16 protein-coding genes are annotated in these 15,447 nt (G+C 45.3%); 7 read left to right on the top strand and 9 right to left on the bottom strand.

Translation table 11 applies throughout. The features are described 5' to 3' along the window. Nucleotides 1–249: 249 nt before the first annotated feature. Entirely contained in the window at nt 250–528 is a 279-nt protein-coding gene (locus RJ47_RS00895) for an HlyU family transcriptional regulator (RefSeq protein ID WP_039480543.1), read from the bottom strand. A 15-nt stretch (nt 529–543) separates the two neighbouring features. Continuing rightward, entirely contained in the window at nt 544–912 is a 369-nt protein-coding gene (locus tag RJ47_RS00890) for a late competence development ComFB family protein (RefSeq protein ID WP_038136909.1), read from the bottom strand. Between the two features lie 212 nt (nt 913–1,124). Between RJ47_RS00890 and RJ47_RS00885 the strand changes: the two genes are divergently transcribed. Beyond that, complete coding sequence (locus RJ47_RS00885) at nt 1,125–2,360, top strand: GGDEF domain-containing protein (RefSeq protein WP_005476861.1); 1,236 nt, start codon at nt 1,125–1,127, stop codon at nt 2,358–2,360. Between the two features lie 18 nt (nt 2,361–2,378). Here RJ47_RS00885 and RJ47_RS00880 read toward each other — a convergent pair whose 3' ends face one another. Next, a complete protein-coding gene (locus RJ47_RS00880; RefSeq protein WP_039474518.1) occupies nt 2,379–3,368 on the bottom strand; it encodes a Solitary outer membrane autotransporter beta-barrel domain in 990 nt (329 codons plus the stop codon). Nucleotides 3,369–3,448: 80 nt separating this feature from the next. Next, nucleotides 3,449–4,381: a diguanylate cyclase domain-containing protein gene (locus RJ47_RS00875; RefSeq protein WP_039481610.1), complete on the bottom strand. Its 933-nt coding sequence runs from the start codon at nt 4,379–4,381 to the stop codon at nt 3,449–3,451. Nucleotides 4,382–4,547: 166 nt separating this feature from the next. On the opposite strand from RJ47_RS00875, the gene RJ47_RS00870 reads away from it, so the two are divergent. Then, nucleotides 4,548–4,985, top strand: coding sequence for a DUF3069 domain-containing protein (locus RJ47_RS00870; RefSeq protein WP_038187250.1), 438 nt, complete (start codon nt 4,548–4,550; stop codon nt 4,983–4,985). Nucleotides 4,986–5,015: 30 nt separating this feature from the next. Here RJ47_RS00870 and modC read toward each other — a convergent pair whose 3' ends face one another. Genes modC through RJ47_RS00850 form a run of 4 tightly spaced genes read right to left on the bottom strand, consistent with a single transcriptional unit; the run spans nt 5,016 to nt 9,028 of the window. After that, entirely contained in the window at nt 5,016–6,113 is a 1,098-nt protein-coding gene (gene modC, locus RJ47_RS00865) for a molybdenum ABC transporter ATP-binding protein ModC (protein WP_039480540.1), read from the bottom strand. A gap of 1 nt (nt 6,114) precedes the next feature. Next, nucleotides 6,115–6,804: a molybdate ABC transporter permease subunit gene (modB, locus tag RJ47_RS00860; RefSeq protein ID WP_038187246.1), complete on the bottom strand. Its 690-nt coding sequence runs from the start codon at nt 6,802–6,804 to the stop codon at nt 6,115–6,117. A 9-nt stretch (nt 6,805–6,813) separates the two neighbouring features. Next, entirely contained in the window at nt 6,814–7,560 is a 747-nt protein-coding gene (gene modA, locus RJ47_RS00855; protein ID WP_039480537.1) for a molybdate ABC transporter substrate-binding protein, read from the bottom strand. Between the two features lie 4 nt (nt 7,561–7,564). Next, nucleotides 7,565–9,028: a cobyric acid synthase gene (locus RJ47_RS00850; RefSeq protein ID WP_072036306.1), complete on the bottom strand. Its 1,464-nt coding sequence runs from the start codon at nt 9,026–9,028 to the stop codon at nt 7,565–7,567. Nucleotides 9,029–9,191: 163 nt separating this feature from the next. Between RJ47_RS00850 and RJ47_RS00845 the strand changes: the two genes are divergently transcribed. Beyond that, nucleotides 9,192–9,557, top strand: coding sequence for a YgiW/YdeI family stress tolerance OB fold protein (locus RJ47_RS00845; RefSeq protein WP_039481608.1), 366 nt, complete (start codon nt 9,192–9,194; stop codon nt 9,555–9,557). 94 nt (nt 9,558–9,651) lie between these two features. Beyond that, the gene (locus tag RJ47_RS00840; protein WP_005471192.1) at nt 9,652–10,170 is read left to right on the top strand and encodes a hypothetical protein; all 519 of its coding nucleotides are present in this window, start codon (nt 9,652–9,654) and stop codon (nt 10,168–10,170) included. Between the two features lie 45 nt (nt 10,171–10,215). On the opposite strand, the gene cra is transcribed toward RJ47_RS00840, so the two are convergent. Continuing rightward, entirely contained in the window at nt 10,216–11,196 is a 981-nt protein-coding gene (gene cra / locus RJ47_RS00835; protein WP_039480530.1) for a catabolite repressor/activator, read from the bottom strand. Nucleotides 11,197–11,495: 299 nt separating this feature from the next. Between cra and fruB the strand changes: the two genes are divergently transcribed. From fruB to fruA, 3 genes are read left to right on the top strand one after another with little or no spacing between them, the layout of a single operon-like run. Next, a complete protein-coding gene (gene fruB / locus RJ47_RS00830) occupies nt 11,496–12,629 on the top strand; it encodes a fused PTS fructose transporter subunit IIA/HPr protein (protein ID WP_039480527.1) in 1,134 nt (377 codons plus the stop codon). Nucleotides 12,630–12,640: 11 nt separating this feature from the next. Continuing rightward, nucleotides 12,641–13,615, top strand: coding sequence for a 1-phosphofructokinase (pfkB, locus tag RJ47_RS00825; RefSeq protein WP_039480524.1), 975 nt, complete (start codon nt 12,641–12,643; stop codon nt 13,613–13,615). A gap of 19 nt (nt 13,616–13,634) precedes the next feature. Further along, nucleotides 13,635–15,368, top strand: a complete 1,734-nt coding sequence (gene fruA / locus RJ47_RS00820) for a PTS fructose transporter subunit IIBC (protein WP_039480521.1) — start codon at nt 13,635–13,637, stop codon at nt 15,366–15,368. Nucleotides 15,369–15,447: the final 79 nt, after the last annotated feature.

Below are 15,447 nucleotides of genomic sequence, written 5' to 3'. Positions count from 1 at the left end.
CCATTTATACACGCGAAACAACTTGCACCCTATGGACAAATTCTCATTACATATAACCGTTGGTAATGAACCATCATGCTTTTAGATTCTTTTTTTACAACCCCTTATGGCAGTGCACAGAGGTCGAACCAGTTGCATGAAATGGGCGTTAAAACAATAGATTAAATTAACTCACAAAACAAAAAGAGCCATCAGCATAACGGCTAATGGCTCTTAAATTTATGATGTTTGTCAACTTGGAATGCTAAATCAATGAAAAATACTGTCGCCCATTTGATCGATAAACATCTGCGCTTTCTTGAGCATAAACTCATCAGCATCAGATTGGCTGGGTAATACATCCGAACGGATAAAGCGATGTGTTTTGACCTCACCACCAATATCCTTGGTAATTCGACCGGCTATGCGAAACTGGCCGTTTTCTGATATCGCCTCTTGGTAGATAAGAAATCCTTTATACTCGATCGGCTCTACTTGTACGGGTTGATCAGGTTTCTTTCCACCGAATAAGCGCGAGAATAGTCCCACAGATGTCTCCTTGTTTTACTTGTTTTCTTTGCTAAGGATGGGCTTTTCGAACCACTCTAGTTCAATGTCGTCATCAAAGTTTGGTTTGCTGAAGATAACTGGCACGTCATCATCACGATTTTTCCTTCTGTCGTCAATGACCATGGTTTTGGCTGCGATAACGGCATTGAGGGCATACTCTTTCAATGTTACCAGCCTTTCTTCTGGCAGTGCTGATAGAAAATCAATGTCATGCCTTATGTAGACGGGTCTGAGCTGACTCAATGCTAAACACGCGAGATCCGCCAGTTGTTCATGACTAAAGTGCTCACTGTATTCGGGTTGTGCAAGAACTTGACCGACTAAGGTCTCCATATAATTGTGAACATCCACACTAATTTGCATAAACCGTAACTCCTATTAACGTCCTGTTATTGGTTGAGTGTTTTATGTGTGAGCCAAACTTAGTACATCGTTGACTAATAGATTTTGGTTATTATTCACGCATACAGACAATTTTCATCTATTAGTTTAGTAAAAAGCTTGGAAATTCATCAAATCAAAGTATTCTAAGTGAGTATATTAACCTTTTAATTAGTAGTCTTAGGCTCAACTTAATGTCATTTTCTATCGTCAGTAGTCATTGGTTTCGTTTACTGTTTCCATTGATGTTACTGGCGTTTATCTACTTTGGACTAGATTCTGCAATCGGTTTTACTCAATCTAACTTGGGTATACTGAGTAATCTGCCTTACGTGTTATTTCTTTGTTGTTTTGCCCTATCACATGCGTTTAAGCAGAGTCGAATTGCGATGTGTTCTGTTGCGATGATCGGTGCCTATTGGTTTATCCAAAATCGACTGCAATCGCCTCTTTCCTCAGGGACAACCATCTTAGAGCTTTCGTTACTTGCATTTATACTCCCCGTTGCACTCGCGTTAGTATTCAGCCATAAAAATAACGTACTGTTTTCCAAATCATTTTTGGTTTATCTCGTTACTCTTGCCTTGCTCGTCGGGTGGTGTTACCTGATTCTAGACCATTTCTCGAAAGGCGGGTTCGATAATATCAACAATACCTTCCTTTTTGTCGTGTCGAATGTCTCAAAAATTCCTTTTATATTAGTCGTTTACTCTTTGGCTATTGTATTGACCTTCGCAATATGTGTTGCCAGTTTAAATCGAATTATTGACGCGGTTATCTACTCATCAGCTCTGCTCGCGTCGGTAACTTTTGTCTATTTTCATGTTCCTTATATTTCGAGCATGATGTTTTCATTGTCGGGCGTGATATTACTGATATACCTGCTTTCTGCCAGTTATGAACTCGCGTTCAAAGATTTGCTCACAGACATTCCAGGGCGATTAGCCTTAGAAACTGATCTGAAATATCTAGGCAGAAAATACACTATTGCCATGATTGACATTGACCACTTTAAAGCATTCAACGATACCTACGGTCATGATACGGGAGACGATGTGCTTCGCTTGGTCGCAAGCAAAATGAAGCATGTGGGCGGAGGCGCTCGGATTTATCGTTACGGTGGTGAAGAGTTTACCGTGTTGTTTAAGGGGAAATGGGCGGACCAAGCACGGGATCATTTAGAGATCTTACGCGCTAGTATCGAATCCTATGAAATGGTCTTGAGAGATCAAGATACTCGCCCTAAAGACCATAAAGCGGGACAAAAGAAGCGTAAGGGCTCTAAAAATGGCGATGTCGTCACAATCACTATTAGTATCGGTGTTTGCGATAGCCGAGAAACGTCAGAGGTTAAAGCCGTTATGAAGTGTGCTGACGAGGCGCTATATCGAGCGAAAAAATCAGGACGCAATCAAGTGTGTTTGAGTTAACAGCAATGAGTGAACGATTCAGTCAACCTGATTGAAGAAAAAGACGATGCTTCCCCCCCTAAGCGCACTGCCATAGTTTAGGTTGAGTCCAATCCCAACATTATCAATAAGCTCAGTGTGGAAAGGCGGTGTCATTAACCACCCCAAAGACGCTTCATAATAGTGTGGCGTTGCCAATGGTTTACTTGTGTCTCCGCCTATTTCGATTCTTCTCAAGCTTGCATAGACAGATTGAACACTCTCACCGAGTTGACTGACGTTGTAATACACGTCTGCACCATTTGCCATGTACCACCCTTCAGGGTGTCCGACGACTCCGTGGTTTGCTTCGCCCCAACCATAGCCGTAGAAATAGTGAAATGTTGAAGAAAAGTTCCAACTGCCCCATTCGGTAGTTTTGTGATACTTCGCTTTCACATGTGGTTCGTAGCTTAAGGCCCATGCGCTAGTGTTAAATAGCACGCCATCTAACTGAGGTTTAACGAACTCCTCTGATAGGTCGCTCCGATAATCATGACTATTGCGAAAGTACTGTAGGTGTAAGCCAAACCCTGGAGTGAGTGTCCAATGATCATTCAGCTTGTATTGATAGCGGTAGGCGACGAATCCGCCAACAACATATTCATCATTCACATCTTTAATGTCTACCGACGGAACCTCGAAATCCTGCTCAGAACGTATCGCTGATAGGCGTGTAAAGAGCAGATGTTTACCCGTTTCATTATCACCTGCGAGATCAAATGTGTAAGGGAGCGTAGTCGCGGCAATCTGTTGGCGAAGCTGAACGGATTCTTCTGAGCCTATGTCCTCGTTTTGCATGTTAAACCAATCGTTTGGGTCGAAATCATGTATACCGAGTGTAAACACGTCACTATCGGTAAGAACGATGGACGTTGCAAAGGCTTGTTCCAGATAGTTTCGAAACGCGTCTACCTGTTTGGCATTGGCGGACATAACAGGTATGAGGGAGCAGACTAAGGCAGTGTATGTTAAGCGCTGAGATTTCATGTTAGGTAGGTTGCGCAACGACAGAAAAAATTTTGAGCTAAATTAACCATCTTCATTGCATTGCGCAAGCGAGAAAACCGTTAATTGGCCAATTTAAAACAATTTCGACCTGCTTGTTTGGCTTTGTATAACGCAGTGTCAACCTTTTGATACAAAGACTCGACGTTTTCTTTGCCTGAGGGCTGCAGGTGAAGTAGACCTTGTGACACTGTCACGAGTGGTGCGGCGTCGCTAAAATCATGGATTATATTCAATGCTTTGAGTTTGTTTTGTATTCGCTCTGCGTCTTTACATAATTTATCTTTGTCGGTGTGACTGAGCAAGATCACAAACTCTTCCCCACCATAACGGCCAACAACTTCACCACTACGTACAAACAGTTCAGACAAGGCATTGGCAATCGAAACTAAGCACTTATCACCTTGGATATGACCGTAGTTGTCGTTGTAAAGTTTGAAATTGTCGACATCGAGTAAAATAATCCCGAGTGGAAGTGAGTGCCTTCCGTGAATGGCGATCATCTCTTCAAGTTTTTCATCAATAAAGCGGCGATTCTTGACCTTGGTTAGCCCGTCTTCTTGTGCAAGCTTGGCAAGCTCTTCATTGGCTTTAGCGAGAGCGACAGATTTTTGCTTTAGTTCACGTCGCATGAACGCGATACGCTGCATGGCAATGAGCTTTGAGTTCAGCACAACTTTGTCTACGGGTTTAATGAGATAGTCATCCCCACCCGCTTCTATCGCTTTGGCGATCATTGTTGGTTCATCGTGACTACTCAAAAAGATAATCGGCACCCAATCTGGATGTCGCTGTCGAATTTTTTCCGATAGTTCAAAACCGTTCATGTTAGGCATAGATACATCAAGTAGCACAAGCTCAGGCTCGAAGCTGGGGTATATCTCAAGAGCTTGGGTTCCAGAACTTGCCATCTCGACCGTGTGACCGAGTTGCTTTAATCGAATGGCTAATTGCATTCTTTCCATTTGAACGTCGTCAACAAGAAGAATTTTCATTGACGATCCAGAGGCTTGGATCATTCTATCAGTCACTATCCATATTTCGCGTAGGGCATATCCAAATCATACGTCACCTCATTGAATTGAGCCAACTATGGTTGACTTTTATCGACAGTTTTTTACGATAGCGCCGTCACATACACACTTTTAAGAGAAAATTATAATGTCTGACGTTAATCAAACAGAGCAACAAACTGTCGATCTTGCCACGGTTTCTGCAGAACTTCGCCAAGTAATTGAATTTGATGAAGTACCAGAAGCTATGCACTATATGGTAACGTCAATCCACGAAGTATCGGAAGATGCAGTAAGAGAAGCATGGAATGAGCTTCCAAAGAGTGCACAAAACGTTCTTGATAATTTTGAGCAGTTTCACGCACTGATTTCTGTGAGTCAGGCGTTCGCAGGTCTAAATGTCATGGAAGAGTTCCCAACTCTGAACCTACCGGAAGGGATGACTGAAGAGCAAAAAGAAGAGTACCGTGCTCAGTTGCTTGATCAAGTTCTACACAACTGCGTTAAAGATATGGTTAAGCAAATTAAAAAAGCGCGTCGCGACCCTATTTTGAAGCGTGACTTCACGGATGTATTCGCTAAGTAATACAAACAACGCCGCTCAATGCGGCGTTTTTTATGCGACAACAACGTCTTTTTGAGTCACGCTCACCCCTTTGATTTGCACATAGACGGGCATTCCTGGCTTCAATCCCAAGTCATCCCTTGCCCATGCAGTGATTGTTGCCACCAATCGGCACTCCGGCGCTAATTTAACGCTCACCGACACACTTTGCTTATCACCGTGCTGCAAAGTCTCTATCGATTCAATCGTTGCGCTAATAATGTTCCTGATTGAAGTCTTTGTAGGCTTTTCTAACACTAAGGACACATCGTTTGATCTTACTTGCAGCCTGACGCTGTCACCGACATGACCATCAATTTTTTGCACCCAAAGACTAACTTCAGGGGCAAGTTGAACACGTGAAAGTGCGTAGTCATGATTGTGCTCAGCAATGACAGCCTGAAACAGCGAACTTTGCTCTGAAAAAGACTGCCACGGTGTCATTGCTTGCGACGCCCAAACCTGCTCTAACGTGCCGCTCGCTGCCACTTTACCTTGGTCAATGACCACCATATTCTCTGCAAGCCTCAGGACCTCATTTAGGCTATGAGATACATACAATATTGGTACGTCGACCGTGTTAGAAAGTTGCTCTAGAAACGGCAACACCTCGCGCTTTCGTGGAAGATCTAAGGAAGCCAGTGGTTCATCCATCAACAATAAATCGGGTTTAGAGAGTAACGCTCTGCCGATAGCTACCCGCTGCCTCTCTCCCCCAGAAAGCTGATTGGGTAAACGGTCAAGTAATGGCGTTAACGCAAGCAACGATACGACCGATTGAAAATAGTCATCGTCTGGAGCTTTACAGCCGTATTTCAGATTACCTTTAACACTAAAATGCGGAAACAGCCTGGCCTCTTGAAAAACATAACCGATATTGCGTCGATGAGTGGGAACGTTCAACTTTTGAATTGAATCGTAAAGCACCTTGCCATTGATGGAGATATGACCGCTGCTGGGCTGAGCGAGTCCAGCAACAACATTGATCAGTGATGTTTTTCCGGCTCCCGAGCGACCGAAAACAGCAGTGATCCCCTTTGCGGGCAACCTAAGGTCGATGTCAAAGTGTTGTTCGCCCAGCGTTTGTTTATATTGAATTAAGATCGTCATACTAACGTCCACCTAAACGCTTAGAGCTAAAGCGCGTCAAGGCCTCTGAAGCAATCATTGATGCCAACGCAATCACTATAGAAATGACACACAAACGCATCGCTTCCATTTCTGATCCCGGCGTTTCAATGAAACTGTACATCGCAAGAGGGATTGTTTGTGTTTCTCCAGGAATATTGGAGACAAAGCTTATGGTCGCACCAAACTCCCCTAGGCTTCTCGCAAAGGAAAGCATCGTACCAGTGATGATGCCCGGCACTGTTAATGGCAATGTAATGGTAAAAAACACCTTTAATGGAGACGCGCCAAGCGTTGCTGCTGCTTGCTCTAATTTAGTATCAACATTTTCCAAACTAAGACGTACTGAACGCACCATTAGTGGCAATGAAACAACAAGACAAGCAACGACCGCGCCTTTCCAACTGAATGAGAACGAGACACCTAACGCGTTATAGAGCCACTGACCCAATACGCCTTGACGCCCTAACGTGATTAACAGCAAGTAGCCAATAACAACCGGAGGTAGAACAAGGGGAAGATGGATAAAACTATCGACTAGGCTCTTGCCAACAAACTGCTTTTTGGCCAGAACCCAAGCGAAAAAGATACCGATAGGGATTAACCAAAGCACAGAGTACATGGCAACTTTTAAGCTGAGCATCAATGCTTCAAGTTCGTAATCAGATAGCACGCGTTGCTCCTATTGAAATCCATGTTTGTGCAAAATGGCTTTGGCGTCTTCGCTTTTTAAGTAACGAAGAAACTCAGTGGATTGGGGCGTGCTACGCAACTCTATTGCGGGGTAGCTAATCGGGCTATGTAACGATGAATCAAGGGTTGTGATTAATGTTACACCGTCACTAGAAAGTGCATCGGTATGATAGACGATACCAAGTGGTGCCTCTTGTCTTTCAACGAGCGTCAGCGCGATACGGACATTGCTTGTTGGAGCTAGGTACCCTTTTAGGAACTCCCATTGACCTAAGTTTTCTAACGCCTGTTTTGCATAGATGCCTGCTGGGACAGCGTTGGTTTGACCAATAGCAAGGCGACTATTCCCGAGTGCGTTTCGCCAAGATTGCGTATCGCCAACCTCTAAGTGAGTGGATGAGCCCTTTGGAGCGATGACCACCAGACGATTGCTTGCAATACTTGTGACGGCGTCACTGTTTAAGCTGTTGGTTTTAACGACGTAGTCCATCCATTTGTCGTTAGCGGAGATAAACACATCGCCAGGTGCCCCATTGACCAATTGACGGGCGAGCGACGAGCTGCCTCCCAAAATTAGGGTTACGTCTATATCATTATTTTTTTCAAATTGTTCGGCGATTTGTGTCAGTGCACTGGTCATGGACGACGCCGCATAGACTCTTAGCTTATCCGCTGCGTTTGCGCTGATACTAATAATCGCCAATATGGCCACAGTGATGGTCGGTATAAAGTTCATGCGATTAAAAGCCCATTGTTGGCCATAGAGTATTTAAGTCGAGGTGCTCTTCAACCGCATCTGCAATTCGATTGATGGCGTTCTCTTGGTTTTGTTTGTGATCGACAGTTTTTACTTCTCCGATCCCCATCCATTTGGTGATGAGTGGAATCACTTCAGGTTGGTCAAACAACCCATGGAGATAAGACCCAAAGACTTGATTGCATTCGCTGATCGCACCGTCTGGTACGCCATTCGTGAACGTGACGGGAGAATGCGTGTTCGAGATTGTTACTCCAGCATGAATTTCGTATCCGGAAATAGGAACTGTCGCACCATTTAACGTCAGTGTGCCCTGCATGTTGGTTAGTGTTTTGTTTTTTGCCAGTTCAGTAGAGACTGGTAAGTACCCGAGTCCGGCCGATGTGCCTGGCTCACTTTCGATACCGTGAGGGTCACTGATACTTTCACCTAGCATTTGATAGCCGCCACAGATACCTATCACCTTGCCACCATAGCGAAGGTGGCGTTTTATATCCCTGTCCCAACCTTGTTGACGCAGAAATTCTAAATCAGCACGTACCGCTTTTGAGCCGGGTAAAATGATCAGATCGCAATTGCTAAGTGAATGACCCGGACCAACAAAGTTGACGTTAACATCTGGATGACTGCGGAGTACATCAAAATCAGTATGGTTGCTAATGCGAGGCAGCACTGGAATCGCAACATTGAGTTTTGCGTGTTCACCTTTCACTTGTTCAGGGTTGATGGCATCTTCCGCCTCAAGATCAAAACCATGCAGATAAGGTAAAACGCCGAGTACAGGCTTACCTGTTTTTTCTTCCAACCACTTTAATCCGGGCTTTAAAAGAGAGAGGTCACCACGAAAGCGATTAATAACAAACCCGATAACACGCTGTTGTTCCGATTCTGATAACAAAGCCAACGTTCCGTAAAGATGAGCAAATACGCCGCCTTTATCAATATCAGCGATAATGATCACAGGGGTGTCGGCACACTCTGCAAATCCCATGTTTGCGATATCATTCTCTCTGAGGTTCACTTCAGCTGGGCTACCCGCACCTTCAATAACTACGGTTTCAAAGTGAGATTGCAATCGTTCAAAAGACTCAAGCACATAGGGAAGCGCGAACTGCTTGTAGCTTTGATAGCCTATGGCATTCATATCTGCGACAGCTTTGCCTTGAATGATGACTTGAGCGCCAGTATCGGTACAAGGTTTTAATAATACAGGGTTCATATCAACATGAGGTGAGATGCCTGCAGCAATGGCTTGAACATACTGAGCTCGCCCTATTTCGCCGCCGTCTGCCGTAACAGCACTGTTTAAGGCCATATTCTGAGGCTTGAACGGGGCGACCTTCACTCCACGTCGTGCCAGTACGCGGCATAAAGCTGCCACTAGTACACTTTTGCCTGCATCGGAGGTTGTGCCCTGCACCATAAGTGCTCTGTTGGTCGACTGCATAATGTTGTTGATGATAATTATCTGATTTAAACCGTGATAATAGCGGTTTTAGAACCTAATACTCAATAATGAATCGAATATGAATGCTGTACTCAGCATCAGTTCAACCGAGTTTGTGTTTAATTACGCTATGCACCAACCATATCGAGGATTAAGCATGAAAATTAAATCACCCCTAATTGCACTTACCGCTGTTGCCTTCATTGTTCCGAGCATGGCATTTGCTCATGGCGACAAAGATCAAACATCTATCAACTACGCAGGGCCTGTAGAGACGGTTTCTTTGGATACTCTATTGGCACAGAAATCGTTCAGAGACAAAGAAGTTGTGGTCGAAGGTTTTCTTATTCGTCAGGTAAGTAAAGATGAGTTTGTGTTCAGTGATGGTCAATCAGAGATGACGATCGAGCTCGATGACGACGTTCGGTTGAATGAATCAATCAATGAAACGACTAAGGTCCGTTTATTTGGTGAATACGAAGGCGGTAAACACCCAGAAATTGAAGTAGAACACATTCAAATTTTGTAAAAGTGTTTCATTATCCGACAATTACGTTAGTATTTGGCGTGTATATTGCTTGCAAATTGCAGAGTCAAAAAATTGATGTAAGTCGGAGACTGCTTTGAAAAAGTTTATCATCGCGAGCGCTATTGCATGTGCTGGCCTAACCGGAGTGGCACAAGCCAATAACTTTAATTACACCTACGGAGAGTTACGTACGTCAATTGGACCAGAGAGCACTGGTCTGGAAGTCAGTACGTTTCTTACTGAGAACTCTCACTTAATCGCTCGCGTTGATTCACAGTTTGAGGGCGATTACGACGTCGCAGGCGGCGTTGGCTTTAATGGTCCTATCTCTCAGTTTGCTGATATTTACGGTCAACTCTTGATTCACTATGTCGATTTTCCTGATGATTCAAGTCGAGATAACCGCTCACAAACAGAAATGAATATCGGTACGCGAATCTGGTTAACCGATCAAATTGAAGCGACTGCGAGACTGGGTCGTAACGGCAGCGCTTCAGTTTTTCACGCGGGGGTTCGTTTCCATTCTACAGAACAGCTTTCACTATCAGCGGAAACTCGCAACAACGGCTTGTACGGACCGCAAGTGACCATGTCGGTCCGCTTCCAACTGTAAGCACTCAATTTTGAATGCACCCAGCCTCGGCTGGGTTTTACTATTTTACCCTCTGACAACAATCTTTCTCGGTATCAACTCTATGCCTGATTGGTAGCGTTTTGATGCCGCGTTCAAGGCCAATGCCATTGCGCTGTCCGCGATTAATTCAAACTGTTGCGGCAACGAATTGATTTTCACGGGCAGGAAATCCAGCAGTCGGTTGTCACCAAATGTGGCAATTTTTAGTTTTCCAACCAGCTCTGGGCATTCTAATAGGACATCAAGTACGCCTTCTAAAAGCGTGTATGACGTTGTAATCAACGCATCTGGCAGATCATCATTAGCTATCCATTGTTCAAGGACGCGTTTACCGCTGTCACGATTGAAGTGCTCTCCATAGCCAACCGTAGTGCTAATACCCTGTCGTTTTGCTGCCGATAAAAATCCCAGTTCGCGCTCTCGCGATACGTTTAGCTCAGGTAGAGCACCGATCAAACCCACTTTGGTTACACCGTCACTAAGAACGGACTGAGTGAGTTCAAAGGACGCACCAAAATCTTCACTGATCACACAAGAAAAGTGTTCGTCATCTAATGGGCGGTCAAGCGCTATCACTGGTGTGCCTTTGTTCTGAAGTTCAAGGTAGAACTCACTCGCTTCTGGAATAACACTCGCTACAAACAACGCATCCACTTTGCGGCTTACCAGCGCTTGGACAACATTTTTTTCCGTCGCCGCGTCATCATCCGAACAGCCAATAAGAATTTGGTAGCCTGCCGATCGAGAATTTTGTTCGAGCAGCTTGGCAAGACGGGCGTAACTGGTATTTTCAAGGTCTGGGATGATCAAGCCAAAAGAACGGCTGTGCCCTGCTCTAAGTGTCGATGCTGCGAGATCAGGACGGTAGTTGTGCTCATTTACGACATCCATTACTTTGCGCTGTGTTTTTTCACTAATGCGATATTTTTGGGCTTTCCCGTTAATAACGTAACTTGCCGTAGTCTTGGAAACGCCTGCTAATTTGGCGACTTCATCCAGTGTCATATACTCAACCTTGTTCTGTGCGCGGGATCATAATACTACATCAAAGATCCAGAGTTTGGTTGAAGTATATGCTGAACCGATTCAGTATAAAAGCTGAAAGGATTCAGCAGAATTAGAAAATTGATGAACATCACTGTTTGTTATGAATTGTTTCCCTCGAGTATCGCTCGAATAACTAATTCTCCTGAGTTCTTTTAAATTTAGATTTTTGCTGAATCGATTCAGTTGATATCAGCACTATGTATAACCGGTGCTTGTAGACTTAAACAAGTTAGCCAATGTAAAGCTGGAGAAGCCCCATGCTTAAGCTGGATACAAACAACATTTCATTATCGCAACACGCATCCAACAAATTGGATGCCATTAGAAACATCGCGCAAAGCCTCACTTCGTCGGGTCTAGTTGAGCAAGGTTATGTTGACGGGATGCTGGCGCGTGAAGAGCAAAACTCAACCTTTCTAGGCAATGGTATTGCGATTCCCCACGGAACAACAACGACGCGTGATATGGTCAAAACGACCGGAGTCGCCGTTCACCACTTTCCCCAAGGTGTCGACTGGGGAGATGGAAACACAGTTTTCGTTGCGATTGGTATTGCTGCAAAGTCAGATGAACACTTAGGTATTTTAAAGCAACTGACGAAAGTTTTGGGCGCAGATGGCGTTGAGCAGCGCTTGCGTGACGCTAAAAATGAGCAAGAAATTATCGCTCTGCTTAACGGCGATGTACAACTTAGCGCCGATTTTGACGCCTCACTTATCCAACTTAACTTCCCCGCAAGCGATATGGTGCAAATGAGCGCTGTCGCGGGTGGTTTGATTAAAAACACCGGAAGCGCAGGTCCTGAATTTGTCGCTGATCTAGTCACAAAAGCCCCAACCCACCTTGGTCAAGGTTTATGGCTAGTCGGCAGCAACAAGCACGTTTCACGAACTGCCGTTTCGATGGTCTCTACCGCAAATGCTTGCCAATATGAAGGTCAAGACGTTCGTGCATTGATTGCTTTTGCGGCTTGCAATAACGCACATCAACCCATTCTGAATACGTTAAGCGGTCTTGTATTCAATAACGAACAACAGGCGCTACTTAATGCAACTACCGAGCAGATCCTCGCCCTATTGACAGGGGAAGATAGTCTGCCTAAATCTGAGATCGGCGGTCATAGCGCGGTGTTCAAAATTAAGAATGCGCATGGTTTGCATGCTCGCCCAGGCGCCATGCTGGTTGCTGAAGCGAAAAAGTTTGAGTCCAACATTCGCGTTTCTAACCTTGATGGTGACAGCAAAGAGGTGAACGCCAAGAGTCTCATGAAGGTCATCGCCCTTGGCGTTAAGCATGGTCATCAGTTGCAATTTTCTGCAGAAGGCCCGGATGCGTCACTCGCCCTAGAGTCGATTGGCAAAGCCATTGCTTCTGGCCTTGGTGAAGGTTAAGGGGCAGCAATATGATCGAGTTGAAAACAAAAAAAGTCGTAACAATAACGCTCAACCCAGCTCTTGACCTCACGGGTTCTCTGGACACGCTTAACATTGGTGCAGTGAGTCTTGTTGAAAAGAGCAACTTTCATGCTGCAGGCAAAGGCGTGAATGTTGCCAAAGTCCTTTGTGATTTAGGCGCTGAGGTTACAGTGACCGGATTTTTGGGAAAAGAAAACCCTGAACTGTTCCACCAACTGTTTGCCAACCTCAATGTGTGTGATGAGTTCATTGAGGTTGAAGGCGCAACGCGTATCAACGTTAAGTTGGTTGAATCAAGCGGACGAGTCAGTGACATCAATTTCCCTGGTGTTGCAGTAACCGCTGAAGAAATCTCTCAGTTCGAAGCCACCCTATTTCGCTTAGCAAAAACGCACGACTATTTCGTACTTGCAGGTAGCTTACCTCGTGGCGTATCAGAGGAGCAATGCGCGAGTTGGATTGAACAATTGCGCAATCAAGGCAAAAAAGTCTTATTCGATAGCAGTAAGTCGGCATTGCGTGCCGGAATTAACTCGGCACCGTGGCTGATTAAGCCAAACGACGAAGAGTTAAGTGAGCTGACTCAAACCCACCTAACCTCGCCAAGCGAATGCCAAGCCGCGGCGGAAAGCCTAAGCAATAAGGGCATTGAAAACATTGTGGTTTCCATGGGCGCAAAAGGCGTGATGTGGCTCAACCAAGGCGATTGGTTACATGCAGAGCCACCACTTATGCGTGTCGTCAGTACAGTGGGTGCGGGAGATACATTAGTCGCAGGTCTTTGTTGGGGCCACATGCAAAAGATGCCAAAAACGGAATTACTACGCTTCGCCACTGCCCTGTCAGCTATGGCTGTCAGTCAAGTTGGCGTTGGATTAACCAGTCAAGCAGAACTGGAAAACCTCAAGCAACGCACCCAGGTAGCGGAGCTTCACCCTATTACACGCTTAGACAAAAACTAAGGAACAGAAGGTTATTGTTATGAACATTGCAATTATTACGGCTTGCCCTAGCGGGGTTGCCAATAGCATCCTAGCTGCTGGCCTACTTGAACAAGCTGCACAACAGCTAGGATGGACCGCAAACATCGAGTGTCAATCCAGTGTTATAGAGCCAACTTTACTAACCGCAGAACAGATAGAACATGCTGATGCGGTCATCATTGCGGCAAGCACTCCTGTAAACACAGAACGCTTTGTTGGTAAAAAAGTGTATCAGGGAGATATTGCGAGTGTTGCTAAGAATCCAGCAGATTTTCTTCAATCAGCGGCCCAACAAGCTCGCACGCTCGAATACGCGACTAAAGTGACAAACTCAGTGGCCAGTGAAAGCAGCGTGAAAAAGATTGTTGCTATTACTGCTTGCCCAACAGGTGTGGCTCACACCTTTATGGCGGCCGAAGCTTTAGAAGAGGAAGGTAAACGTCGTGGACACCAAATTAAGGTTGAAACACGTGGTTCCGTGGGCGCGAAAAACCAACTGACAGATCAAGATATCGCAGAAGCGGATTTAGTCATCATTGCTGCCGATATTGAAGTGCCGTTGGATCGCTTCAATGGCAAGCCGATGTACCGCACCAAAACGGGGCCAGCACTTAAGAAAACAGCCGAAGAGATGGATAAGGCTTTTGAACTTGCCACTGTTTATCAGCACTCTGGCAATTCTAATGCGACCCCTAGTGATGAAAAGAAAGGTGCTTACAAACATCTAATGACTGGTGTTTCACATATGCTACCAGTGGTTGTTGCTGGCGGTTTGATCATCGCTCTCTCCTTTGTTTTCGGTATTGAAGCGTTTAAAGAAGAAGGCACACTGGCTGCTGCACTGATGACTATCGGTGGTGGCTCTGCATTTGCGTTGATGATTCCTGTCCTAGCAGGCTTTATCGCCTTCTCTATCGCAGACCGCCCTGGCCTAGCGCCTGGTCTAGTGGGAGGCATGCTTGCTAGTTCTACCGGTGCGGGTTTCCTTGGTGGTATCGCCGCCGGTTTTATCGCGGGTTATGCTGCGAAGTTTCTTGCCGATAAAGTGTCGCTGCCACAATCTATGGAAGCACTTAAACCCATTTTGATCATTCCGTTTGTCGCGACACTGTTTACTGGCTTAGTCATGATCTACATTGTTGGCGGTCCGGTGTCAGGCATTATGAATGGCTTAACTGATTTCCTAAACAACATGGGATCAGACAGCGCTGTTCTACTTGGCATTATCCTTGGCGCGATGATGTGTTTTGACTTAGGTGGTCCAGTGAACAAAGCGGCTTACGCATTTGGTGTTGGTTTGCTAGCTTCTCAAACATACGCGCCTATGGCAGCAATTATGGCAGCAGGTATGGTCCCTGCCCTTGGTATGGGTCTTGCGACCTTTATCGCCAAAAACAAATTTGAGCAGAGTGAACGAGAAGCGGGCAAAGCGTCATTTGTACTTGGCTTGTGTTTCATCTCTGAAGGTGCCATCCCATTTGCTGCAAAAGACCCAATGCGTGTTATTCCAGCATGTATGGCAGGCGGAGCCTTAACTGGTGCCCTATCAATGCTGTTCGGTGCGAAGCTGATGGCACCACATGGCGGTCTGTTTGTTCTCTTGATTCCAAACGCTATTACCCCAGTGTTGATGTATTTGGTCGCTATTGCTGCGGGTACTGCAGTAACTGGCTTTGGTTATGCGTTCTTAAAGTCTCGCGAACAAACAAAACAGGTTCAAGCTCAGGCGTAACCCCCAAAGAACATGCTCCTGAACATTACAAGCACCTCAATCGAGGTGCTTTTTTCGTTTGTTTGGGGTGGCGTGTACG

The organism is Vibrio sinaloensis (genome assembly GCF_000808535.1).
Classification (GTDB): Bacteria; Pseudomonadota; Gammaproteobacteria; order Enterobacterales; family Vibrionaceae; genus Vibrio; species Vibrio sinaloensis_D.
The sequence above is the reverse complement of the archived record's forward strand: the minus strand, read 5'-3'. Positions and strand labels throughout refer to the sequence as shown.